Origin of the sequence: Halobacillus sp. K22 (assembly GCF_052246795.1) — a bacterium.
Classification (GTDB): domain Bacteria; phylum Bacillota; class Bacilli; order Bacillales; family Halobacillaceae; genus Halobacillus.
Map to the genome: position 1 here is coordinate 62,870 of NZ_JBQQCN010000005.1, position 23,845 is coordinate 86,714.

18 protein-coding genes are annotated in these 23,845 nt (G+C 44.3%); 11 read left to right on the plus strand and 7 right to left on the minus strand.

The features are described 5' to 3' along the window. The first annotated feature begins 141 nt into the window (after positions 1–141). The gene (locus ACTWPM_RS05670) at positions 142–1,920 is read left to right on the plus strand and encodes a M3 family oligoendopeptidase (RefSeq protein ID WP_443132095.1); all 1,779 of its coding nucleotides are present in this window, start codon (positions 142–144) and stop codon (positions 1,918–1,920) included. Between the two features lie 28 nt (positions 1,921–1,948). Beyond that, positions 1,949–2,248 (plus strand): 4a-hydroxytetrahydrobiopterin dehydratase, encoded by a 300-nt coding sequence (locus ACTWPM_RS05675; protein ID WP_443132096.1) that lies wholly within the window; start codon positions 1,949–1,951, stop codon positions 2,246–2,248. Between the two features lie 819 nt (positions 2,249–3,067). Here the strand turns inward: ACTWPM_RS05675 and ACTWPM_RS05680 are convergent. Next, on the minus strand, positions 3,068–4,255 hold the full coding sequence (locus ACTWPM_RS05680) for an IS110 family transposase (RefSeq protein WP_443132097.1): 1,188 nt from the start codon (positions 4,253–4,255) through the stop codon (positions 3,068–3,070). Positions 4,256–4,659: 404 nt separating this feature from the next. Between ACTWPM_RS05680 and ACTWPM_RS05685 the strand changes: the two genes are divergently transcribed. Further along, positions 4,660–5,139: an SRPBCC family protein gene (locus ACTWPM_RS05685; protein WP_443132098.1), complete on the plus strand. Its 480-nt coding sequence runs from the start codon at positions 4,660–4,662 to the stop codon at positions 5,137–5,139. 224 nt (positions 5,140–5,363) lie between these two features. On the opposite strand, the gene ACTWPM_RS05690 is transcribed toward ACTWPM_RS05685, so the two are convergent. Beyond that, a complete protein-coding gene (locus ACTWPM_RS05690; RefSeq protein ID WP_443132099.1) occupies positions 5,364–6,296 on the minus strand; it encodes an RluA family pseudouridine synthase in 933 nt (310 codons plus the stop codon). Between the two features lie 238 nt (positions 6,297–6,534). Between ACTWPM_RS05690 and typA the strand changes: the two genes are divergently transcribed. Then, positions 6,535–8,376, plus strand: a complete 1,842-nt coding sequence (typA, locus tag ACTWPM_RS05695) for a translational GTPase TypA (protein ID WP_443132100.1) — start codon at positions 6,535–6,537, stop codon at positions 8,374–8,376. Positions 8,377–8,420: 44 nt separating this feature from the next. Here the strand turns inward: typA and ACTWPM_RS05700 are convergent, their stop codons facing one another. The 3 genes from ACTWPM_RS05700 to ACTWPM_RS05710 all read right to left on the minus strand — a co-directional run bounded on the left by ACTWPM_RS05700 (position 8,421) and on the right by ACTWPM_RS05710 (position 10,899). Then, entirely contained in the window at positions 8,421–9,215 is a 795-nt protein-coding gene (locus tag ACTWPM_RS05700) for a FixH family protein (protein WP_443132101.1), read from the minus strand. 168 nt (positions 9,216–9,383) lie between these two features. Further along, positions 9,384–10,070 (minus strand): bacillithiol biosynthesis deacetylase BshB2, encoded by a 687-nt coding sequence (bshB2, locus tag ACTWPM_RS05705; RefSeq protein WP_443132102.1) that lies wholly within the window; start codon positions 10,068–10,070, stop codon positions 9,384–9,386. Between the two features lie 190 nt (positions 10,071–10,260). Continuing rightward, positions 10,261–10,899 (minus strand): YczE/YyaS/YitT family protein, encoded by a 639-nt coding sequence (locus ACTWPM_RS05710; RefSeq protein WP_443132103.1) that lies wholly within the window; start codon positions 10,897–10,899, stop codon positions 10,261–10,263. 302 nt (positions 10,900–11,201) lie between these two features. On the opposite strand from ACTWPM_RS05710, the gene ACTWPM_RS05715 reads away from it, so the two are divergent. Both ACTWPM_RS05715 and ACTWPM_RS05720 read left to right on the plus strand, forming a co-directional pair. Continuing rightward, entirely contained in the window at positions 11,202–12,410 is a 1,209-nt protein-coding gene (locus ACTWPM_RS05715) for a Bcr/CflA family efflux MFS transporter (protein ID WP_443132104.1), read from the plus strand. Positions 12,411–12,549: 139 nt separating this feature from the next. Beyond that, on the plus strand, positions 12,550–13,011 hold the full coding sequence (locus ACTWPM_RS05720) for a lipocalin-like domain-containing protein (protein ID WP_443132105.1): 462 nt from the start codon (positions 12,550–12,552) through the stop codon (positions 13,009–13,011). Between the two features lie 251 nt (positions 13,012–13,262). Here the strand turns inward: ACTWPM_RS05720 and ACTWPM_RS05725 are convergent, their stop codons facing one another. Further along, complete coding sequence (locus tag ACTWPM_RS05725) at positions 13,263–14,456, minus strand: acyl-CoA dehydrogenase family protein (protein WP_443132106.1); 1,194 nt, start codon at positions 14,454–14,456, stop codon at positions 13,263–13,265. An 11-nt stretch (positions 14,457–14,467) separates the two neighbouring features. Next, the gene (locus ACTWPM_RS05730; protein WP_443132107.1) at positions 14,468–15,655 is read right to left on the minus strand and encodes a CaiB/BaiF CoA transferase family protein; all 1,188 of its coding nucleotides are present in this window, start codon (positions 15,653–15,655) and stop codon (positions 14,468–14,470) included. A 323-nt stretch (positions 15,656–15,978) separates the two neighbouring features. Here ACTWPM_RS05730 and ACTWPM_RS05735 point away from each other — a divergent pair, with 323 nt between their 5' ends. The 5 genes from ACTWPM_RS05735 to ACTWPM_RS05755 all read left to right on the plus strand — a co-directional run bounded on the left by ACTWPM_RS05735 (position 15,979) and on the right by ACTWPM_RS05755 (position 23,807). Continuing rightward, a complete protein-coding gene (locus ACTWPM_RS05735; protein WP_443132108.1) occupies positions 15,979–17,163 on the plus strand; it encodes an LL-diaminopimelate aminotransferase in 1,185 nt (394 codons plus the stop codon). Beyond that, positions 17,153–18,814, plus strand: a complete 1,662-nt coding sequence (locus ACTWPM_RS05740; protein WP_443132109.1) for a thiamine pyrophosphate-dependent enzyme — start codon at positions 17,153–17,155, stop codon at positions 18,812–18,814. The genes ACTWPM_RS05735 and ACTWPM_RS05740 overlap by 11 nt, the downstream gene beginning before the upstream one ends. A 19-nt stretch (positions 18,815–18,833) precedes the next feature. After that, the gene (locus tag ACTWPM_RS05745) at positions 18,834–20,336 is read left to right on the plus strand and encodes an aldehyde dehydrogenase family protein (RefSeq protein ID WP_443132110.1); all 1,503 of its coding nucleotides are present in this window, start codon (positions 18,834–18,836) and stop codon (positions 20,334–20,336) included. 34 nt (positions 20,337–20,370) lie between these two features. Then, positions 20,371–21,522 (plus strand): saccharopine dehydrogenase C-terminal domain-containing protein, encoded by a 1,152-nt coding sequence (locus ACTWPM_RS05750; protein ID WP_443132111.1) that lies wholly within the window; start codon positions 20,371–20,373, stop codon positions 21,520–21,522. Between the two features lie 908 nt (positions 21,523–22,430). After that, positions 22,431–23,807 (plus strand): YjiH family protein, encoded by a 1,377-nt coding sequence (locus ACTWPM_RS05755; RefSeq protein WP_443132112.1) that lies wholly within the window; start codon positions 22,431–22,433, stop codon positions 23,805–23,807. Positions 23,808–23,845: the final 38 nt, after the last annotated feature.

Below are 23,845 nucleotides of genomic sequence, written 5' to 3' on the forward strand. Positions count from 1 at the left end.
AGACGTCTTTTCATTGAAAATACCAAAGTATCCTTTAAAAAGCAATCGAGCGTTTTAGCGAAACGTTCACTTTACCTTACGTGTAAAAATTCTGATACAATTGAGTGGGGGAACGTTTACATAAAAAGAAAGGGGAACGTTATGACTATTGTTCATAAAACGTGGGATTTAGAAACGATCTTTGCAGGAGGCAGCGAATCTGAACAGCTCCACAGCTACGTTGAGCAAACAGAACAGGAGATCAGTGAGCTTGAAAGCCTTGTACATTCTTTTACATCTCCTAAAAATACCGATCAGACTAAAGAACTCTCCGAAGTTGTGAATCAAATCCAGCTGGTAACAAAACGACTGGGAGAAATAGGAGCGTTCATTAGCTGCTTGAATGCTCAAGATGTTAATGATAAAAAGGCAGGAGCCTGGCAGTCCAGACAGAATGAGCTAAGTGCTGCGTTTGGGAATCTGCTCACAGAATTTGATCAGAAGTTAGTTCAGACGGATGAGGATGTCTGGAAATCATTGTTGAAACATGGTCCTCTGCGTCAGCTGGAGTTTATCCTTGATGAAAGAAGAGAGGCTGCTAAGGATAAGTTGGAACTGCGCCAGGAATCATTAATTAACGATTTGGGAATTGATGGATACCACGCATGGGGGCAAATGTATGATGCCATTGTCGGGAAATTAGGTATTACTCATGAAGGAAAAACACTTTCCGTAGGACAGGCTTCAAACTTGCTGGGCTCACCTGACCGTACTGTACGTAAGGAAGTCTTTGATAAGCTGCAGAACACTTGGAAAGCGCAGACGGATCTTTTCAGTGAAACACTGAATCATCTGTCTGGTTTCAGGCTTCAAACCTATAAACATAGAGGCTGGGAGCGTGTGTTGAAAGAACCGCTCGAATACAATCGTATGAGTGAAAATACCTTGAATACCATGTGGGAGACCATCACGAAATACAAAAAACACTACCTTCCTTATTTAAAAAGGAAGGCGCATATGCTTGGATTAGAGCGTTTAAGCTTTTACGATGTAGAAGCCCCTGTTGGCTCAGCGGAACAGACGATGAGTTTTCAACAAGGAGCTGAGTTTATTATTCAGCAATTTCGCTCGTTCAGTCCTAAAATGGCGGATTTTGCAGAAATGGCTTTTGAAAAGCGCTGGATTGAAGCAGAAGATCGTTCTGGCAAACGACCTGGAGGTTTCTGCACCAGCTTTCCTGACAGCGAACAGACAAGGATTTTTATGACATATTCCGGTACACCTTCTAATGTGGCCACGCTCGCACATGAACTGGGACATGCTTATCACCAGCATGTAATGAATGATCTGCCTGCACTGAATCAGGGGTATGCTATGAACGTGGCTGAGACCGCGTCGACATTTGCTGAGATGATTGTCTCTGATGCAGCCGTGAAGCATGCGGCCAATGACACCGAAAAAATGACTCTGCTTGAGGACAAAGTTCAGCGAAGCATCGCTTTCTTTATGAACATCCACGCTCGTTTCTTGTTTGAAACGAGGTTTTATGAAGAGCGTAAAAAGGGAGTGGTTTCAGCGGAGCGCTTAAATGAACTCATGGTTGAGGCACAGAAGGAAGCCTACGTAGACGCACTGGATGAATATGATCCAACCTTCTGGGCATCCAAACTTCATTTTCACATTACCGACGTCCCGTTTTATAATTTCCCTTACACTTTTGGCTATTTGTTCAGTCTGGGCATTTACGCAAAAGCTCTGAACTCTGACAGCAATTTTGAAAATGATTATATTGCCCTGCTGCAGGATACGGGACGGATGAGTACAGAAGATCTGGCTGCTAAGCACCTGAATGTAGATTTAGAGAAGCCTGAATTCTGGGAGCAGGCTCTTGATCTTTGTCTGAAAGATTTAAATGAATTTATGGATATTAGTGCACAATAACAAATTTGCTTAACAAGGAGGAATCCAAATGGAAGAGAAGCTTATTCCTGAAGATGAAAAGCAGCAGCGAGTAGAAGGATTAGAAGGCTGGAAATTGACGGATGACAAGTTTATTGTTAAACGCTATCGTTTTGAAGACTTTCTCTCAGGTATCCGTTTTGTTAATCTAGTAGCCGAATATTCGGAAGAAATTCAGCACCACCCCTTCATCAGTATTGATTATAAGGTGGTTACTATGAAGCTGACTTCGTGGAATGCCAAGGGACTTACGGAGCTTGATCTGGCATGCGCTGAAAAATACGATATCTTATACAGCAATATAAAATAACGATAAGAAAGACCAGTGGAATGTGATAATCGCACTGGTCTTTCTTAAGTTATGGTAAGCATGATAAAGGAATCCACACCAATGCTTTGGAATCTATCGGAAACACCAATGCCTCATAAAGAAACGCTCCCGTTTCTTTAAGACCGGTTTCGTTTATTTCGTATGGAAAAAATGGGGGATGGGAAATGATTCGCTTTCCGCGGGGAAGACGGCAAGCCTCCTCAGTCTTCGACTTCCGGGGTCTCGCCAGCCTTTCCTTTCCCGCAGGAGTCTCACCATTTCCCATCCCCCATTCCCATAGGTAGCAGAACGAAACCTAAGGTTCATGATTATAAAGTAAACACTCTTGAAAAGGCTCTACTACAAGGTTTTCAAACGTTTTTTTGCTTATTTTAATGAAACGAACGGGAGTCATCCTGAAGGAACATATCGTAAGGGGCGGAGGGGAACGGTGAGACTCCCTCCGGAAAAGTTGATACATCAGGGTTTATAAGCTATTTCATCTTTTTTAAAATTTTTTCAAGTCTTTATGGGAAACAGTTAATTCCTTTTATTACATTTTGAGGAATTGAAGGAGACACGTTGCGTTCTCTAATGAATTAGAGTTTCCCTTGAAATCTATGGATGCACCTTGGATCTCTGCTTTCTTATGAGGACGTACCCTCCCATGGCTCATGGCTTCGTGTGCCTGCATTCCAGCATATGGTCTCATCATAAGGCAGAGGCTGGCTTTATTCTCCTGCATGGACTCGTGGTCTTTCGTCTCGGTTGGTGCCAGCTACTCCGTGTCATCATATGGGGGTGAAAACGCTCGGTTCCTTACGCTGCCGGTTTAAGGCAGTGAAGGTCCTGTCTCATTCTTTCCTCACGGAAAGGAACCTGGTGTTTAGAAAGACCAAAAAAGATTTTTAAGAGTTTACCACTAAGCACGACCTGCGCTTCCCTATGTGTTAAAGGGTTCCCAGGGCGTGTCGTATAGTACTGATACAGTTCCTTAAAGACCTGATTATTTTGAACCAGAGGCATTATGGCGCGATACAGAAGGTTTCTCAGCCGTTTTCGACCACGCTTGGAAAGTTTCTTCTTCCCTTCGTGTATTCCGGAAGAGTCCTCTCGCAGTGCTAATCCCGCTAATTTAAGAAGTTGGCGTGGATGTTTATACTGCTTGAGGGATCCGGTTTCCGCGAATAGGTCAATGACCGTGTTCTTCCCGATGCCGGGAATGGATACAAGATAGGCGAATTCTTCGAGTTGGATCACCAGTTCCTCTAAACGATCATTGGCTTCTTCTAATCGACGTTCCACAAGAAGGAATTGTTCGACAAGGGTGGCGATTTCAAAGCGAGCCATTTCGGATCCTTCGGTCAGGCCAATGGATGTCTCTGCCAGACGCTTCATGCCTCGAATGGTTTTCTTCGCTGGGGCTCTTACGCCCGCGTTTTCTTTATAGTGCCGGGCTAACGCATCTACGTCCTCATGGATCAGGTCTTGGGGCAGAGGCGTCTCTTTTAAGATGGCACAGGCTAATTGTCCGAAGTCTTTAATTTCCGTTTTGAATTCTGGGAAGTATCGGTCTAACCATCCGGTCATCTGGTTATGGAGACGGGTACGTTCCTCTTTGAGTTTCCATCTCAAAGCCGAACCGTTTCTTAGTTCAGCTTCCACATCTTCCGGAATTCTCGGGTAGCTGAAAAAGCCCCCGACCATAAGTTTTCCAATCACACGCGCGTCTTTTTGATCATTTTTCGTTTGCAGGTTATCGTCAAACTCTTTTGATCGCTTGACATGCATGGGATTGACTACAACGAAAGAAAGGTCCGATTCCGTTAGGAATGAAGCGAAATTCTTCCAGTAATGCCCGGTTGGTTCGAACCCGAGAAGCACATGGTTTTTCTTATAATGGTTTAGCCACTGATCCACCTGTTTACGAAAGTCTTCAAACCCTTTCAGGCTTTGAGGAATGGCGACAGGCCGTTGAAGCTCCTGCCACGATCGTCCAGGGGACAAGCATAGTGTGTTCTCTTCGCAATGTCTATTCCGATAACTAAGGTATTTTCGTCCATTTGATTTATTTTCTGATTCCTATTATGCTTCAAGAGGAGTCCTCCTTTTGATGTTTGTGTTTGCCTAACAAATGCATCATAACGGAGGGCTTTTTTTAATACAAGAACCTCTCATTAAAATCCCATAGGAATCTCCTGCGGGATAAGCGGTTTAGGTGAGACCCCGGAGAGCTTTAGCTCGAGGAGGCTCAACAAACGCCCGCGGAAAGCGAGCCGTTCCCCTCCGCCCCTTCCACCATCCATTAGCTCGAAATTGAGTCTTCAAGTATCCGGCCCTATTGTGGAAGAACTTAGATGTTTAAATCAACAATAACGTTGAACATGCTATAGGCTAAAGGAGGGAATGGAATGCCGGTGGTGAAAGTTGCGATATGGATTGACGTGCCAATCGAGTTTTGTTTTGACATCGCCAGAAATATCAGTCTCCATCCGCGGTCTGTCCCACATACAAAAGAGCGTGCGGTGGCCGGTGTGACAGAAGGTTTAATACAAGAAGGAGAAACTGTTACGTGGGAAGCCATTCATTTAGGAGTCCGCCAGACTTTGACGGCCCGAATCATTTCAATGAATCCGCCTTATGAATTCATTGACCGCATGGAGGAAGGGGCCTTTCATTCCCTTATTCATGTTCATCTTTTTGAAGAACAGAACGAGGGTACGCTTATGACGGATATCCTGCAATTCGAATCTCCATTTGGCCCTGTTGGAAGAATTTTCAATCGGCTATTTCTAAAGAAATATATGACGAACTTCCTCGTTGGCCGATCAGAAAACTTAAAGGAGATAGCGGAAGACGAGTATTCAAGAACAGGTAAGCCAAGAATATAGTTCATCTGAATAGTTAAACAGTGCTGTAGATTTAATTCTCAACAGGCAAAGAAAGCCGCTCTTAATTAAGAGCGGCTTTCTGTATGTGGTATAAAGTTAACCCTTCGTCCCGACGTCGAATCGTTCTATATCTATTGCTTCATGTACTCTCTTACTTTGACAGGTTAACATGCCAAGAGTAGCACACCTTTTACTCAAAATCCATAACGAAAAGCAGGTAATTATTACAAATTTTCCAAAGCTTCTACGTGGGCATTTGTGAAAAAAGGCGAATCTTCAGAAGGCATAGCCAGACAACGAACTTCTTTCTCGGTGAAAGGGTGGATAAATGTCAGATGTGCGGCATGAAGAGCCTGAGATAGTCCACTTTTTTCTTGTCCTCCATAAAGTTCGTCACCTAGAAGCGGGTGGCCTAAATAACTCATGTGCACACGAATTTGGTGCGTCCGTCCCGACTGTAGATTAAGTTTAACCAGGGAAGCTTCTTTAGCCTGATCGTATTCAAGGACTTCATACGTCGTAACAGCTGGCTGACCATTTGGCGAAACACGGCGTCTTACCGGATGGTGGCGGTCTTTTCCAATAGGCTGATCTATCGTGGCTTTTTTCGGCTTTAACCGTCCATGAGCCCAAGCTATATACGTTCTTTTAATATTCCGATCCTGCAATTGCTTCCCAAGCATGGCAATGGCCAGGTCATGTTTGGCAAAAAGAATCGCACCTGAAGTGTCTTTGTCGAGCCGGTGAACATATTTGGGGGTGGCTTCAATCCCATTCATCTGAAAGTAAAAGGCAACTCCATTAACCAGCGTGTTCTGATCCTCTGGGGTATTGGGGTGCGTGAATAACCCAGCAGGTTTATTAACAACCAGAAGGTGGTCATCCTCATAGACAACGTCGATATCCATGTAGACAGGCGTGACGTCAAGCGGGCGGGGCTTGAATAATCGAATTCTTAAAAGGTCATTCGCTTTTACTCTTGTATCCTTCCAGTTGGCGGTTTCATTATTTAACGTTACTTCTTTGTTGGAGCGGAATTCGTGAACCAGTTTTCTCGGGACATACCATTCTTTTTTCAGGACCCGTTCAATGGTGTATCCGTTCCATTTTTCAGGAATAGTAACCTCCAGCCAATCTCCAATTCTTTTTGTTTTCATATATACACCTAACTTCATTAATTGATTTCTTGCGGTAGTCTAGTTATTTTACCCGTCACGTTCATCTACACGCAATGGCTATTTTACCCAATGCTTTCATGTTTGTTAAGTTTATAAGAGAGGAAAGCTGGTTATTATGATGATTATGTAAAGAATTGTGGACTGGTATCGATATCTGAATAACTATGTTATAATTGAAGGGTTGAATAATTAGTGATACGAAAGAGGTGTGTGCTTCATGCAACACAGAAATGATATTCGCAATATTGCGATCGTCGCCCACGTCGACCACGGAAAAACCACATTGGTTGACCAAATGCTTCATTACTCTGGAACATTCCGCGAGAATGAACACGTGGATGAGCGTGCGATGGACTCAAACGATTTAGAGAGAGAACGCGGAATTACGATTTTAGCGAAAAATACCGCGATCAACTATAATGATGCACGGATCAACATTCTAGATACACCAGGTCACGCCGATTTTGGTGGGGAAGTTGAACGTATTCTGAAAATGGTTGATGGCGTACTATTAGTAGTAGATGCTTATGAAGGGTGTATGCCACAGACACGTTTCGTGCTGAAAAAAGCACTGGAACAAAAGTTAACGCCCGTTGTTGTATTGAATAAAATTGACCGTCCGAATGCCCGTCCAGGTGAAGTAATTGATGAAGTCCTTGATCTGTTCATCGAGCTCGGCGCTGATGACGAACAGCTTGAATTCCCTGTTGTTTATGCATCAGCACTTAACGGAACATCAGGTGATGAGCCGGAAGAGCAGAATGAGACGATGGATCCGATCTTCAAATTAATCATGAACAACATCCCGGCTCCTTTAGATACGAAAGAAGAGCCATTACAGTTCCAGGTAACGCTATTGGATTACAACGATTATCTGGGCCGTATTGGTGTCGGACGTGTGTTCAGAGGCAGCATTAAAGTGGGACAGCAGGTCTCCCTTATGAAGAAGGACGGTTCGGTTAAAAACTTCAGAGTGTCCAAACTCTTTGGTTTTATTGGTCTTAAGCGTATAGAAATCCAGGAAGCTAAAGCAGGAGATATTATTGCTCTTGCAGGACTTGAGGACATTAACGTAGGTGAAACCGTCTGCCCTCCTGACAGCCAGGAAGCGATGGAAATTCCTCGTATTGATGAGCCGACGCTGCAAATGACATTCCTTGTCAATAACAGCCCATTTGCCGGACGTGAAGGTAAATATGTAACTTCCCGTCAAATCGAAGAACGTCTATTGACTCAATTGGAAACGGATGTCAGTCTTCGTGTGGAACCTACGGATTCTCCGGATGCCTTTACAGTCTCTGGCCGTGGTGAACTTCACTTGTCCATTCTAGTAGAGAACATGCGCCGTGAAGGTTTCGAACTGCAGTTATCCAAGCCAAAAGTTATCTTGAAAGAGATCGACGGTCAGGTTTGTGAGCCAGTTGAACGCGTTCAAATCGACACACCTGAAGAATATCAGGGCGGTGTTATGGAATCCATTGGTTACCGTAAGGGTGAAATGCAGGATATGGTCAACGACGGTAATGGTCAAGTCCGTCTTGAATTCCTTGTGCCATCACGTGGATTGATTGGATATTCTACTGAGTTTATGACTCAGACGCGCGGTTACGGAATCCTGAACCATACGTTCGATGGCTATGCTCCATTAACGAAAGGTCAAGTTGGTGGGCGCCGTGAAGGTGTACTGGTTTCTCTTGATAAAGGAAAAGCTTCCACTTACGGCATCATGAATCTTGAGGACCGCGGAACTATTTTCGTAGAACCGGGTACTGAGGTTTATGAAGGAATGATCGTAGGAGAGCACAACCGCGAGAATGATCTTACGGTTAACATTACCAAAGAGAAACATTTAACTAACGTACGTTCCGCTAACAAAGACACGACAAATACCATCAAGAAAACTCGTAAAATGACGCTCGAAGAAGCGATCGAGTATCTGGATGACGATGAGTATTGCGAAGTAACGCCTGAAAACGTACGACTTCGTAAGAAATACTTGAATAAAAACGAACGTGAGAAAATGGCGAAGCAGAAAAAACTTCAAAACGCCGACATTTAATAAATCAAAAAGCCTGAACCTTTCATAAAGGTTCAGGCTTTTTCTTATTCAACGACTTCAATGGTTTCTTCCTGATGTCCATGGATATCTTGCTCTGGCTTCTCATAATGAATGGTAATTGTATAAGAACCAGCAGTAGGGAAGGTGTGGGTAGCCGTGTATTCTCCAGGTTCTTGCTCTTTGGCCTCCACGTAGAGATGTTTATCCAATTGCTCAGAGCTGATTTCAAACCGAACTATACCGTTTTCGAATGGCTGCTCCATCTGATTAATGTGGGTGGTGAGCTCTGTTTCTTCTCCCGCTTGAAAATTTTCTTCCTTCATAAAATGAACCATGAATTTCTCTTTCATATCTTCGTGACCCTGCGAATCATCGTGACTGTGGGAACTGCTGTCACCAGAAGTGGATGACTGTTCTTCTCCAACTTGAACTTCAACCTGAGGCATCGTGTGCAGATCTCCTACTTGAGTGTGAGCAATAACTTGATAGGTACCTGCGGATTCAAAAGTATACTCGATTTTATATACGCCATCGTCTGAATGATCCGCTTCAATGGTTTTGGAACTCTCCTGTCCATTGGATTCGTTCCAAATTTCAAAGTCTACATAATCAGCGTCTTCTACTGGTTCATTCCCCTGTGTGACGGCTGCTTCAATGGTCGTTTTCTCTTTTATAGGTAGCGGCTGTTCACCAAATGATACCTTTACTTCTGGAATTTCAGCTACTTGATCCTCCGAGGAACCTGATTCGCTATTTTGCTGATTTTGTGCATCAGTACCGCAAGCGGCTAATAGTAAAATGAATATAAATACGAGCGGACTCCATTTTAATCGATTCATGATCAAACTCCTTTCCGTACTTTCTGACTACATAATAACATTTCTAGCATAATCCATATGGGCTGTTTTTAGACATTCATGTGACAAAGAAGTCCAAAAAGGCAACCTCAATTAGAAACAGCAAGAAAAAAAGGCTGCACTCTTGGAGAGTCAACCTTGTTTCTTGTATCAGCCTGGATCTATCGACCAATCTTTATACGTGTAAAACCGTTCATTAGTGACCCATTTCATGGCTTCCGGATCTTTGGTTTTAATGCCTTCTTCAAGCATTTCAAGCATACGAGCGGTTTGAGAAATATGAGCACGCATGGCATTCAGCTTTTCCTTTTGTACGGCTTGAATGTCGTTCACAACATCTGGTTCGCCTAACTTTTCTTCTGTGTCGTTAGCGAAAGCAATCGCATGAAATTTAGGACGCTGATCCGGTTCCATTTCACGAAGAGCTCTTACTACGGCTCGCGCGGTCGCTTCATGATCAGGATGCACGGCAAAGCCGGGGTAGAAACTAATGACTAAAGAAGGCTCCAGCTCATCGATTAAATCTCTTACCATTTGTTTCATTTGCTGGTCATCTTCGAACTCCAGGGTTTTATCCCGAAGTCCCATCATACGGAGGTCTTCGATTCCCATTGCTTCTGCCGCTTTTTTTAATTCTTTACGACGGATATCGGGGAGTGTTTCCCGTGTTGCGAATTGCGGATTCCCAAGATTTCTGCCCATTTCACCGAGTGTAAGGCACGCATAAGTTAAGGGAGTCCCTTGTTTTATATATGATGTGATGGTTCCTGACACTCCGAAAGCTTCATCATCGGGGTGAGGAAAAATAACGAGAACGTGTCGTTCTTGTTCAATCATCTGATTCACTCCTTTTGCAGGATTTCTATCTTAACATTATCACGTAATTTCCTGTAATTTTAAAGCTATTTGTTTTTCAATCCCCCTGTTTAATATTCGACGGAGGCCTTTCTCTACTTAGAAAGTCGGTTAACTTGTAGCTGAAAATAATATAAGAAATCCCTCTGCCGAAGAGCAGAGGGATTGAAGTTTATAATACGGGAGTAAACCGCTCACGGTAGTGAGGGTGGTATAAATAATATAAAGGATAACCATACGTGTAAAAGTACTGGATCATGATGCCGGCAAAAGCCACACCAGCTGCGGTTCCTAGTCCGACTGGCCCGCCAACAAAGAAAGCGGCGGTGGAAGTGGTAAGGGCTATAGTCGTTTGACTCACTCGTAAGCTGAGATTGAATTTCTTTGCGACCACCAAAAATAATTGATCCACAGGTGCCCGTGGCAGCTGAGGTAAAATATAGATTGAGACACCCAGCGCACTGAAGGTGACACCTATAAGCAGTACAGCTAGCTGGACCAGAAATGGAGCAGAAGCCATCGTCATATTTTTAAATACAATTTCTACCCAAAAGTCCAGTATAAGACTTTCCAAAACTAGCGGGAGCAGGGCTCTCACTTCTGGCTTTTGCTTCATGAGCCAGCCATTAACAAAAATAAATATCAATTGAAAAATTGCGTACCAGATTCCGACAGTAAAACCAAGCCGATCAGATAATCCTACAAATAATGCGGTCCAGAATCCTGCACCTAATGTGGCTTTTATCAAAAGGGCTACACCAAAAAAGTTAACAAACATGCCAAGAATATAAATAGACATACGGTATAGCATTGTAAATCCTCATCTTTCTCATAAATTGAAACTTAAAGCCTTGGCTTTTTTCCTTCGGCTATTCTATTAGCGGTGAACTTCTCCGTCAATAGAGGAACACATATGGATTATTTTTACTTGTTATTGGTGTAAATCAGGCTTGTGGGTAGGGGAAGAGCTAAAGTCTCGAAGCTTTTCAATCATAAAAGTGGATTTATCATCTAAAGAAAGATAAAATCATAGTTTAATAGTTGATTACAGTTGGGGATATACAGCACAGGGAAATAAACGATTGGTTTCGTAAAGAAAGGTGTCTGAGATTTATGCTTCACAATCCAACAGGAAAAGAACGTCTGGGCCTGGCTTTTCTTCTAGGTATGCTCGGAATTTTAGGTCCGCTGAATATAGATATGTATTTACCAAGCTTCCCGGGAATTGCCTCGGATTTAAATGCTTCTGCATCACTCGTCCAACTGAGTTTGACGGCTTGCTTAATCGGACTTGCGATCGGGCAGATTGTAGTAGGGCCGATCAGTGATGCTAAAGGCAGGAGGAAGCCTTTACTTCTGTTCATATTCTTATTTGCGGTTGCTTCTCTGCTTTGTGCGCTCGCTCCTAATATCTACATATTAGTTTTAGCTCGTTTTATTCAAGGGTTTACAGCTTCTGCAGGTATTGTCCTCTCCCGGGCAGTTGTGCGTGATGTTTTCGATGGAAGAGAACTTACAAAGTTCTTTGCTCTTTTAATGGTCATCAATGCTACAGCGCCGATGATTGCACCTATGACAGGGGGAGCCATTTTGTTATTGCCATTTGCAACATGGCATACGATTTTTTATTTTCTTTGCCTGCTAGGATTGATCATCGTGTCGACGATAGCCCTGAAATTAAAAGAAACCCTGCCGCCGGAAAAGCGAATTCCAAGTTCAATTCGAGAGTCTATTAAGACAATTGGGCGGCTGCTGAAGGACCGTTCCTTCATTGGTTATGCGTTAACGATCGGATTTGTTCATGGCGGCAGCTTCGCGTATGTATCGGGAACTCCATTTGTGTATCAGGGTATTTACGGAGTGTCTCCACAAGTTTTCAGTGTGTTGTTCGGTATCAATGGTCTGGCGATTATTACGGGCAGTTTCCTTATCGGGCGTCTGGGCGGCATTATTCATGAGAGAAGCCTGCTTCGCACGGCTGTTATTACCGCCGTATGTGCCACTTCGTTTCTTTTAGTTATGACGATCATTGAAGGACCGCTGGCTTCGCTTGTTATTCCTATCTTTATATACATGACGGCTATGGGAATGGTTTTAACCAGTACGTTCACGCTTGCTATGGAGCATCAGGGTCATCGGGCGGGAAGCGCCAGTGCTGTTTTAGGAATGCTACCGCTATTGTTTGGATCGATGGTTTCACCGCTTGTCGGCCTTGATGAAAGTACGGCCGTGCCGATGGGAGCCACATTATTTATAACCGCCTCCATCGGTTCAATCGCTTTCTTCACGCTAACGAGGAAAAATCAAGCCGCAGAAGTCTAATGGGAGGGTCCAGGCGCTTTTCAAGTGTCTGGACCTTTTTGTTAGTTAAGCATTGGGCAAAAAACAAAAGTTCTCGTTCTTTTTTTGTTAAAATATACAAATGGACTAATAAATAAAAGATGAATAAGGGGAGTTAACGATGGAAGAAGAGGCACGAACACTTAAGGAGAAGTTGACAGGAGTTTGGAAACTCGTTAATTATCAGGTGACGGACGCCAGGGGCGTGTCGAATCACCCTATGGGAAAAGATGCATCCGGCATCGCGATTTATCATGAAGACGGATATATGTCTGTCCAAATTATGAGTTCAGGCAGGCTAGCTTATGCAGCAGGCGGCATTCATACGGGCCCAACCAAGGCGGTTGCAGCAGCTGCCAAAGGGTATCTTGCCTATTCAGGAACATACGAAGTGAGTTCAGGAGAGAGCATGGTGGAGCATTATATGACTGTAAGCTTGAATCCGAATTGGGAAGGCGATACCCAGCCTCGCTACGTGCAGTTTGAAGGAGACCGATTAATTATTAACAGCCAGCCGGTATTTATACAGGGTCAGGAAAAGAATACACAATTAATTTGGGAAAGAGCAGACTCAAAAAATTAGGTCCTGCACGACGCAGGGTCGTTCGACGTTGCCGCGCGACGCGGCGTTCTTAGTCGAACCTCTTCTGTGGTGATACGGCATCTCACCGATCATGTTCATCCCGCAGGAGTCTACATCGTCCCCCTCCTCATATGGTAACGGAATCAATTTATCTCGAAACGGAGTCTGTGTGGAAGGATTTAATTAATATCTTGAAGATAACCAAAAAGAAAGGCGCCATTCTAGGAATAGGCGTCTTTCTTTTTTTGGGATCAGGATTTGGACTGCCAGGCAGGAAGCGTTCGACTTAGCGGCTTATCTTTTCGGTAGCCGAGGACGTATTCTGCTTGCATAATGGTGTGAATCTCTCTTGTGCCCTCATAAATGACAGGGGCCTTCGAGTTACGTAAATAGCGTTCGACCGGATATTCATTAGAGTAACCATAAGCCCCATGAATTTGAACGGCATCATCCGCTGCCTGATTTGCGAAATTACAGGCCTGCCACTTAGCAAGCGACGTTTCCCGAGTATTGCGAATGCCTTTATTCTTCAGTTCCCCGGCACGATAAACAAGAAGGCGGCTCATTTGAAGACCAGCTTCCATATTGGCAATCATCTGCTGGACCAGCTGATGTCTTCCAATTTCCTTTCCGAATGTTTTACGCTCATGACAATAATCAATACTAGCTTCAAGACAAGCCATGATTTGTCCGCAAGCGCCGGCCGCTACTGTAAAACGTCCATTATCCAAAGCGGCCATAGCAATCTTAAACCCGTCTCCCTCTGCTCCGACTAAGTTTTCTTTAGGGACTCTGACTTGATCGAAAAATAATTCCCCAGTATTTCCGGCACGAATGCCTAATTTTCCTTTAATTGCTTTTGAAGAGAATCCTTTCATCGTTCGTTCCACGATAAAGGCTGAAATGCCATGATGCTTTTTACTTTTATCAGTATAGGCAAAAACCAGGAAGAAATCAGCCGTATCACATAGGGATATCCATGTCTTCTGGCCGGTAAGAACATATTCGTCTCCATCCCACCTGGCGGTAGTCTGAAGTGCCGCTACATCTGATCCAGCCCCGGGTTCTGTAAGTCCAAAACCGCCTAATTTTTCTCCCTTTGCCTGCGGAACTAAGTAGGTTTGCTTTTGTTTGTCTGTTCCCCATTGCAAAAGCGTCATGCTGTTAAGCCCGGTATGGACGGAAACAGCGGTGCGGAAGGCCGTATCTCCCCGCTCTAATTCTTCACATACGATAGCCAGGGAATTGTAGTCCATGCCGCTGCCACCGTATTTTTCAGGAATACAGACGCCCATCAAACCTAAGTCAGCCAATTTTTTTAACAAGCTTGAATTAAATTTTCCATTCGCATCCCATTCCCCGATATAAGGCATAATTTCCTTATCCACAAAGCCGCGCACTGTTTTGCGGAGCATGATCTGCTCTTCACTAAAATCAAAATCCATATGATCACTCCTTAAATAACACTTATATTTCGTAATTCTTCGATTTGCATCTTGTCATATCCCAGGGACTGAAGGATTTCTTCCGTATGTTCTCCTGGCTCCGGAGGATGGCGTTTCAGTTTTACTTTGGAGCGGGAGAGCTTCAACGGGCTGCCGATCATTTTTATAGAACCGGCTGTTGGGTGCTCGGATTCTAGAAACATATCCCGCTCTTTTAGCTGCGGATCGAGGTACAAGTCATCCAGGGTATGGATCGGTCCAAATGGGATATTGGCTCCTTGACATTTTTCCTTCCAATAATCTGTAGGTTTCTCAAGGAATCCTTCTTGTAAAATTGGAACAAGTTCCTGTCGATGGGCGACTCGATCTGGATTCGTGCGAAAGCGAATATCTGCAGCCAGTTCGGGCTTTTGGATGATCTGACAGAGAGAAGCGAATTGAATGTCATTTCCAACTGCTATAACCATGTCACCATCTTTGGTTCGAAAAGTTTGGTAAGGGACAATGTTGGCATGGTGATTTCCGAGGCGCCCAGGGATTTCACCTGACATTAAATAATTGCTTCCTATATTAACAAGTGAACTGACAGCCGCATCATATAAAGATAAATCAAGCTGCTGGCCATACCCTGAATGAGACCGCTCGAGTAAAGCTGCCTGAATGCCGATACATGCATATAAACCCGTTAAGATGTCCGTAATGGCTACACCCGTTTTTTGAGGTCCTGAGTCTATGTTTCCTGTAATGCTCATCAGTCCGCTCATGGCTTGAATGATGAAATCGTACCCTGGAAGATGTTTATATGGACCAGTTTCACCAAAACCAGTGATGGAACAGTAAACAATTCCTTCATTAACCTTTTTCAGCTGATCATAACCCAGCCCAAGGCGCTCCATGGTTCCCGTTTTAAAATTATGAAGGATAACATCACTTTCAGATACAAGCTGACGGATGATTTTCGTTCCTTTCTCGGTCTTTAAATTGACGGTGAGACTCTTTTTATTACGGTTGGCACATGCATAATAAGCACTGACTCCTTCTTGGAACGGCGGCCCCCACTTGCGGGTATCATCACTTCCACCGGGAGCCTCCACTTTAATAACGTCTGCCCCTAAATCTCCAAGAATCATAGAACAATAAGGACCAGCAAGCACCCGGGTCAAATCAAGTACACGAATTCCTTCAAGCGCCCCAGACAAATGGATCACTTCCTTTCTAAACAAGTAAAAAGCCAGAAGAACCCATACTTAGTATGAATCCAACTGGCTTGGGAACGATGTTCTTGATCATAATAGGGTCTGTCCTAAGCGTTACACTTCATCTTATTCCAGGAAATCGTTAGATATGAGTATTTCATAAATTTTCATTCAATGAATAAATGCCTATCATGAAATAATTTTTACCGTAATAGGATAGAGCAGTGGGACAATTCTGAGAAAAATCAGGACAGGTATCAGAAGTGGTCCATTAATTTACATCTTAGAAATTTAAGATTACTCCACTGTGATTTGGGGGTTTTACAATGGAATTTGGTTCAAGACAGGTAAGAAGTCTGCCACCTTATTTGTTTTCAATTTTTCATGAAAAAAAGAAGAAATTAAAGCAGCAGGGGATAGACGTAATTGATTTAGGAATAGGAGCTCCAGATTTACCTGCTCCGTCCTTTATTATCGACCGCTTAACTGTGGAAGCGGCCAATCCTGACAATCATAAATATGCCCCTTACGGCGGCTGTGAGGAATTTAAGCAGGCGGTTGCTTCCTTTTACAAGAAGCATTATGATGTCCAGCTTGACCCGGATACAGAGGTACTTGCCTTAATTGGTTCAAAAGAAGGAATCGCTCATTTGATTCGGGCTGTCATTGATCCGGGAGACGGCGTGCTGATACCTGATCCAGGCTATCCTGTGTACCAGTCAGCTGTGCATTTGGCTTATGGAACAGCGCTTCCTTATCCATTGGACAGAGAGAATGGGTATATCCCTGATTATCAATTGCTGATAGAGGAAGACGTGGAAAAAGCAAAGCTGATGATTTTAAATTATCCCGGGAATCCCACTGGTGCAACGGTAGAGGTGGAGACGTTTGAGAAAGCTGTGACATTTGCGAAGCAGCATAAGCTTTGTGTAGCTCACGATGCTGCTTATGATTTAGTGACCTTCTCTGGTTATAAGGCTCCCAGTATTTTGCAGATACCGGGTGCAAAAGAGACGGCGGTGGAGTTCGGTTCTTTATCGAAAAGTTTTAATATGACCGGATGGAGAATTGGCTACGCGGTAGGTAATAAAGAATTGATCCAAGCCTTAGCTGTGATGAAAAGTAACACCGATACCAGTCAGTTTCTCCCTATCCAAAAAGCAGGAGCGGCTGCATTAAACAGCGACTTCTCAACAGTTAAAGAGAATAACAGGATTTATGAAAAGCGTATGGACCGGATGCTTAACGGTTTATCAGAAATGAATATCCACGCAGATCGTCCAAGAGGCACCTTTTTTATATGGGCACCGGTTCCGAAGGGTTATACATCACAAGGCTACGTTGAAAAAGTACTGGATGAAGCCGGAGTGATTTTAACACCGGGAACGGCTTTTGGGAACAAGGGAGAGGGGTATTTCAGGATTTCTTTGTCTGTCCCTGAAGATCGTCTGCAGGAAGCGGTTAACCGCATGAAAATCATGAAGGCAGGAGAGCATGCGGATGGGACATAATGAATCCTCCATACTGACAAGTGCCAGGGCAATTGTAGAGTGTATGAAAATCGAAGCCATCGAAAAAGTGTTTTGTGTACCAGGAGAAAGTTACCTCCCGGTCATGGACGCCATTCTTAATGAACCCTCTATGAAGCTTGTATCTGCAAGACATGAGGGCGGGGCTTCCTTTATGGCTGAAGGTTACGCAAAAGCTACGGGTAAACCTGGTGTTGTAATGGCCACAAGAGGGGTGGGCGGTTCCAACCTTGCCATTGGGGTGCACACAGCTTATCAGGATTCCACGCCCTTAGTGGTTTTTTTAGGACAAGTCCATAGTAGTTTCAGAGGGAGAGAAGGGTTCCAGGAAATTGATCTGGCTCATTTTTTCAGTCCGATTACGAAGTGGACAGTTGAAATAGATGACCCAGCCCGGATTCCGGAGTTGGTGCAGCGGGCCTTTAGGATTGCTCAGACCGGGCGGCCCGGGCCGGTAGTTGTTTCTTTACCGGAAGACCTGCTCACAAAAAAGACGATCATGGAGTTTCAAAAACCAACCGTCAGACCCCGTCCTGCTCCCTCGAAACAAGAAACCATGCTTGTAGAGAAGTATATACAAAATGCGGAACGTCCTCTCATTATTGCGGGAGGCGGAGTAAAGATGGCGGACGCAGAAGATACGCTTATTCAATTTGCTGAGAAGTGCAATATTCCAGTGATGGCAGCTTTTCGCAGACATGATGTTTTTCCGAACGATCACAGGCTGTATGCCGGCCATCTTGGTTTAGGAACAGATACGGGTGTAGTGCAGACTGTAAAGGAAGCAGATTTTATCCTTTCGATAGGCACGCGGTTATCGGAAATTACCACGCAGGATTATACGATCTTCAATCGGGAACAGACCCTGGTTCATATGGATATAAATGATGGAATCCTTGGGAAAGTATTTGCCCCTAACGTTGGAATCGTGGCAGATGCCAAAGAAGGTCTGGAAGCTTTTTTAGCATTAAAGGTAGTGCCAAGTTGGAATAATTGGACGGTGAAGAGAAGGGAAGTTTATCAATCATCGCTGAGTCCTACGGCCACTAACAATTGTAATCATCGAATTATCGGAATTCTTCAAACGCATTTACCGGGTAATGCGATCATTACGAATGATGCCGGAAACTTTGCGGGATGGCTGCATAGGTACTACCAATTTAACCAAAAGCAAACCTATATTGGCCCTACATCGGGAGCCATGGGATACGGATTGCCCGCAGCTATTGGAGCAAAATTAGCCCATCCAGGCCGGACGGTGGTGTCTCTTTCTGGAGATGGCGGATTTCTCATGACGATGCAGGAGCTTGAGACAGCTGTAAGGTACAACATTCCGGTCATAAGTATCGTATTTAATAACCGTATGTATGGAACCATCCGTATGCACCAGGAAATGCGTTATCCATTTAAAACGATTGGAACAGACCTTGGAAATGTGCCGTTTGCTGACATGGCCGTTCAATTAGGGGTTATGGGGTTCTACGTAAAGACCCCTGAGGAGTTTGAACAGGCCTTGATTGGAGCTCTGGAGTGTGAGGAACCAGCTCTCATTGAAATAGAAAGCGATGCAGAACAGATCTCTGTATCTTCAACGATCAATCAAATAAGACAGCGATCCGCAGATCAAAGTTAGTTCAAGGAGGAGATTACCTGTGAGTCAAAAGCCAAAACAAGAAGAAAAACTTCAGAATTTCATTAATGGAGAATGGTTGGAACCTGGGAATGGCGCATATGCCGATGTAACTAACCCAGCTACCCTTGAAACGCTGGTGCAAGTACCCTTATCTAGTAAAGAAGAAGTCGCTTCCGCAGTAGAAGCTGCAAAAAAAGCGCAAAAAGAGTGGGCGCTTGTTCCCGCTCCTCAGCGTGCGGAAGTACTATACCGTGTTGGTTTAATTATGAAAGAAAGAAAAGAGCATTTGGCTCGCTGGCTGACGATGGAAAATGGAAAAGTGCTGGAAGAAGCACGCGGAGAAGTTCAAGAGGGGATTGATATGGCTTTCTATATGGCTGGGGAAGGGCGGAGATTATTCGGCCAGACCACTCCATCTGAACTGAAGGACAAATTCGCGATGAGTGTACGCGCCCCTGTAGGAGTCGTCGGGATTATTACCCCGTGGAATTTTCCGATAGCCATAGCGACATGGAAATCGTTTCCGGCCATCGTAGCGGGAAATGCGGTCGTTTGGAAACCCGCCTCTGAAACACCAGTGATGGCTTTTGAATTAGCCAAAATATTTGAAGAAGCGGGACTGCCTAAAGGAGTCATTAATGTCGTGTTCGGTTCAGGCTCTACCGTTGGGGAAGCCATGCTAGAAGAAAATGATATCCGGGTCATCTCGTTCACGGGCTCTAATGAAGTCGGGCGCGGAATTGCATCAAAATGCGGCCAGAGACTGAAAAAGGTCTCACTTGAAATGGGAGGGAAAAACGCGGTCATTGTGATGGAGGATGCTGATCTTTCATTAGCAGTAGAAGGTATTTTATGGAGCGCCTTTGGAACAAGCGGGCAGCGCTGTACCGCCTGCAGCCGCGTATTGGTTCATGAAAGCCTGAAGGATCAGTTAGAAGAGCGGCTGATGTACGAAATGGCTAAGCTTACCATCGGCAATGGATTAGACGAATCGATTAAAGTAGGTCCAATTATTAATCAAAAAGGGCTCGAAAAAATAAAGAGCTATATTCGAGTGGGAAATGAAGAAGGGGCCAAGCTGCTGGCTGGCGGTTATGTACTGGAAAACGGAGAACATAAAAAAGGTCATTACTTCGCACCCACATTATTCACCGATGTGAATGCCGAGATGCGTATTGCTCAAGAAGAAATCTTTGGACCTGTCGTTTCCCTGATTCCAGTCAAGAGTCTTGAAGAAGCTGTTGAGATAAATAACGGAGTGGAGTTTGGCCTCTCGAGTTCAATATTTACAAAAGATATAAATAAAGTTTTCGCTGCCCAGCGGGATCTTGATACAGGGATTGTATATGTAAATGCAGGGACCACGGGCGCAGAGATTCATCTTCCTTTTGGAGGAACAAAAGGAACGGGGAACGGGCACCGCGATTCCGGACTTGCAGCTTTAGATGTGTTTACGGAATGGAAATCCGTCTATGTGGATTTCAGTGGAAAATTGCAGCGTGCTCAAATTGATGTAGAGTAGCTCGTATGGTAATGAGGGAAGAGGAGGACGGATGATGAGAGTAGCAGTTCTTGGATCTGGTCTAATGGGGAAAGAAGCAGCCAGGGATTTAGTCCATAGTCCTGGAGTCAAGCACGTGGGACTCGCTGATATAGATTTGGCACGAGCTGAAAAGGTTTGTCAGAGCATAGACTCTCCAAAAATTCAGGCTTATAAAGTGGATGCAGGCAACGCTGCTGAACTGGCAGCTTTTATGAAATCGTATGATGTAGTCATTAATGCTCTGTTCTATTCATTCAATGAAATGGTCGCGAGGACAGCCATTGGTGTAGGTGTAAGCTCCGTGGACCTTGGGGGACATATCGGTCATATCACCGACAAAGTTTTGGAACTTGATGAAAAAGCCCAGGCCGCAGGAGTTACCATTATTCCGGATCTTGGTGTGGCCCCTGGGATGATTAATATATTATCGGGCTACGGGGTAAGTAAACTGGACGAGCTGGATTCCCTCCGCTTGTTTGTTGGAGGCATACCAGTACAGCCAGAACCTCCACTTGAATACAATCACGTTTTCTCAATGGAAGGGCTGCTCGATCATTATACAGACCCTTCTACTATTATTCGAAACGGTAAACTTCAGGAAGTACCATCCCTTTCAGAGTTAGAGCCTATCTACTTTGAACGTTATGGTCCGCTTGAAGCTTTCCACACGTCAGGCGGGACGTCTACTCTGCTGAAATCCTATCCAAAGGTCCGTACCCTGGAGTATAAAACCATTCGGTACCCGGGCCACGCGGAAAAAATGAAGCTGCTGGTTGACTTGAATTTAACCCATAATGACAGTGAAGTAGAGGTTGGCGGTGTAAAAATCAAAACCAGGGAAGTGCTGTTAAAAACGATCGATCCAATCGTTAGCTTGAAGAATAAAGATGATGCTGTCTTGCTTCGGGTGAATGTGGGGGGAGAGAAGGCTGGTAAACATGCCGCCTATCAATATGAAATGGTTACTTATAAGGATCGGGTCACCCAGGTGACGGCCATGGCGCGTGCTACGGCGAACACGATCTCTGTAGTTGCCCAGATGATTGGCAGTCAGGCAATTACTAAAAAAGGCGTGTGTCCACCAGAGCAAATTGTTCCGGGCGATCTTTATATTAAAGAGATGGGCAAAAGAGGAGTTATCATTACTGAAAAACAAATCACATAACATGAAAGAAGCTGCGCGTAGCAGCTTCTTTTTTTATGGAGTCCCATAAAACTCAATATTAATAATTCCACAAAAGCTCCCTTTTCTTTAAGACTCAGTTTCGAGATAAATGGGCCCGTTACTCTAGATGGAAAAGGGTTGGTGGGGAAATAACTCGCTTTCCTGTGGGGGAACTGGCAAGCCTCCTCAGTCGCTATCGCTCCTTGTGGGGTCTCGCCTAGCTCCTTCTCCCACGGGAGTCTCTTCATTTCCCCACCAACCCAGCCATTTCTTGTGAACGGACCCTGCTCTAGGAGATAGAAGCCATTCTGAATCTGCCTCAAAATGCTTATATAACAGGGTTTTTACAGTTATACCCTCGTAGGATCCTAGGTTATACTTGTTCATTGGAAGGCGTTTATGCAGAGAATTTTGAGCTCTCAATGATCGCAAAGGGGCGGAAGGGAACGGCGAAGACTCCTGCGGGATGAACATGATCGGTGAGATCCCGGAAGGCGAAGCCTGAGGAAGCTCACCACAAGGGATGTTCGACTAAGATCGCCACGTCCTGTGGCAACGTCGAACGACCCTGCGTCGTGCAGGGCCGCGGAAAGCGAGTCGTTCCCTGGAGCCCCTATCTCTACAAAATATCTCGAAACTGAGTCTTCAACTAACCGGCCCTTTAGTGGAATAAAATGCGGAGGGAAATATAGAAAAACGTATGGTCTTTATTGATAACATTAGATGATTATGTATATTTATTCCTTAATATGGATGGAATGATTAGAAAATGAAAGAGATAAGTAAGTTTCTTTATATAAGGTATTGAATCAATATGCATTAAAATGTATGATTAACAAATTGAAATGGTTATATAATCTTAAAATACGAAAAAATATGCATTCATATTCAGAAGTGGAGGAAGGAAGATGGAGTTAGAAAAGCAAGAAGTACAGATGGAAAAGAAATATACAGCTAAACAATTAATCAAATTCTTAGTCCCTTCGGTCATAGGAGTGCTATTGTTTCTCGTTCCGATCTCAGTAGATGGTACGGTCACGATAGGTCTTGGGGTAATGGCCGATGGCCTGCAGGCCGCTATTTCTGATTACATTCCTTTATTTATGACAAGTGTGCTTTGGGTTTCAGCTCTCGGAGCTATCGTTATCAAAGGAATTAGCAAGCCCGCTATCCGCAATCATACATTCATTGCACGATTATTTGATGTTGGCTTATTCTGGATTGTTCTGCGTTTTCTCGGAGCAGTCTTTGCAACACTGACCCTGACCGGCGCAAGGCCTGAAGTGGTTTCCTCTGAATTAACTGGTCAGGTTGTGCTGTTCGATCTAATTCCGGTATTGATGGTTTGGTTTTTATTTGCCAGCCTGTTCATGCCATTACTATTAGAATTTGGATTAATGGATTTCATTGGGACGATGGTTCGTAAAGTTATGCAACCATTATTCAAGCTGCCGGGCCGTTCCTCCGTCGATGCTTTAGCGTCATGGATGGGCAGTGGAACGGTCGGAGTATTGCTGACTACCCAGCAGTACGAAGGAGGCTATTACTCTAAACGAGAAGCCGCTGTGGTCGCAACTAACTTTTCCATTGCATCGATAGCCTTTAGTTTAGTTATCGCAAGATTCATAGGAATTGACCATATGTTCGTTCAATTTTATTTCACCGTAGCCGTATGCGGTATTGTAGCAGCGGTGGTATGTCCGCGTCTTCCTCCGCTTTCCCGAAAGAAGAGTACGTACTATGGACCGGCAGGAAAACAAATCGATGAGGCCGTGCCTTCAGGCTTTTCAAGCTTTCAATGGGCGGTGGACCAGGCTGTAAGAAAGGCCGACCAGGTAAAAAGCGCGCGTAGTGTGATCAATCGAGGGATTTTTAATGTAGCCGATATTTGGCTTGGCCTAATTCCTTTGGTTATGGCCCTTGGGACGATTGCTCTTATTATCGCTGAATTTACCCCAATTTTTACGTTCTTGTCTTATCCATTTATACCTTTCTTGAACCTGTTGCAAATACCAGAGGCACAGGCGGCAGCTCCGGCTATGATTGTCGGCTTTGCGGACATGTTCCTGCCTGCTGTTATCGGGTCTGGAATCGAATCAGAACTGACCCGCTTTATCATCGGAGTCATGTCTTTGACCCAATTGGTGTATATGTCTGAGATTGGTATTCTGTTAATAAAATCGAAAATTCCTTTGAACATTGGAGAATTGTTCATTATCTTTTTACAGAGAACCGTCATTACGCTGCCTATCGCGGCTTTGATGGCTCATCTATTATTCTTCTAGACCGCGTGCTATTATAGAGAGAGTTTTTTTATGGAGGT

Coding starts and splice junctions, on each gene's coding strand:
- ACTWPM_RS05720 (WP_443132105.1), top strand. CDS start 12,550: ATGGAAGAAGAGGCACGAACACTTAAGGAGAAGTTGACAGGAGTTTGG.
- ACTWPM_RS05740 (WP_443132109.1), top strand. CDS start 17,153: ATGGGACATAATGAATCCTCCATACTGACAAGTGCCAGGGCAATTGTA.
- ACTWPM_RS05710 (WP_443132103.1), bottom strand. CDS start 10,899: ATGCTATACCGTATGTCTATTTATATTCTTGGCATGTTTGTTAACTTT.
- ACTWPM_RS05700 (WP_443132101.1), bottom strand. CDS start 9,215: ATGAATCGATTAAAATGGAGTCCGCTCGTATTTATATTCATTTTACTA.
- ACTWPM_RS05715 (WP_443132104.1), top strand. CDS start 11,202: ATGCTTCACAATCCAACAGGAAAAGAACGTCTGGGCCTGGCTTTTCTT.
- ACTWPM_RS05690 (WP_443132099.1), bottom strand. CDS start 6,296: ATGAAAACAAAAAGAATTGGAGATTGGCTGGAGGTTACTATTCCTGAA.
- ACTWPM_RS05750 (WP_443132111.1), top strand. CDS start 20,371: ATGAGAGTAGCAGTTCTTGGATCTGGTCTAATGGGGAAAGAAGCAGCC.
- ACTWPM_RS05670 (WP_443132095.1), top strand. CDS start 142: ATGACTATTGTTCATAAAACGTGGGATTTAGAAACGATCTTTGCAGGA.
- bshB2 (WP_443132102.1), bottom strand. CDS start 10,070: ATGATTGAACAAGAACGACACGTTCTCGTTATTTTTCCTCACCCCGAT.
- ACTWPM_RS05755 (WP_443132112.1), top strand. CDS start 22,431: ATGGAGTTAGAAAAGCAAGAAGTACAGATGGAAAAGAAATATACAGCT.
- ACTWPM_RS05685 (WP_443132098.1), top strand. CDS start 4,660: ATGCCGGTGGTGAAAGTTGCGATATGGATTGACGTGCCAATCGAGTTT.
- ACTWPM_RS05675 (WP_443132096.1), top strand. CDS start 1,949: ATGGAAGAGAAGCTTATTCCTGAAGATGAAAAGCAGCAGCGAGTAGAA.
- typA (WP_443132100.1), top strand. CDS start 6,535: ATGCAACACAGAAATGATATTCGCAATATTGCGATCGTCGCCCACGTC.
- ACTWPM_RS05735 (WP_443132108.1), top strand. CDS start 15,979: ATGGAATTTGGTTCAAGACAGGTAAGAAGTCTGCCACCTTATTTGTTT.
- ACTWPM_RS05725 (WP_443132106.1), bottom strand. CDS start 14,456: ATGGATTTTGATTTTAGTGAAGAGCAGATCATGCTCCGCAAAACAGTG.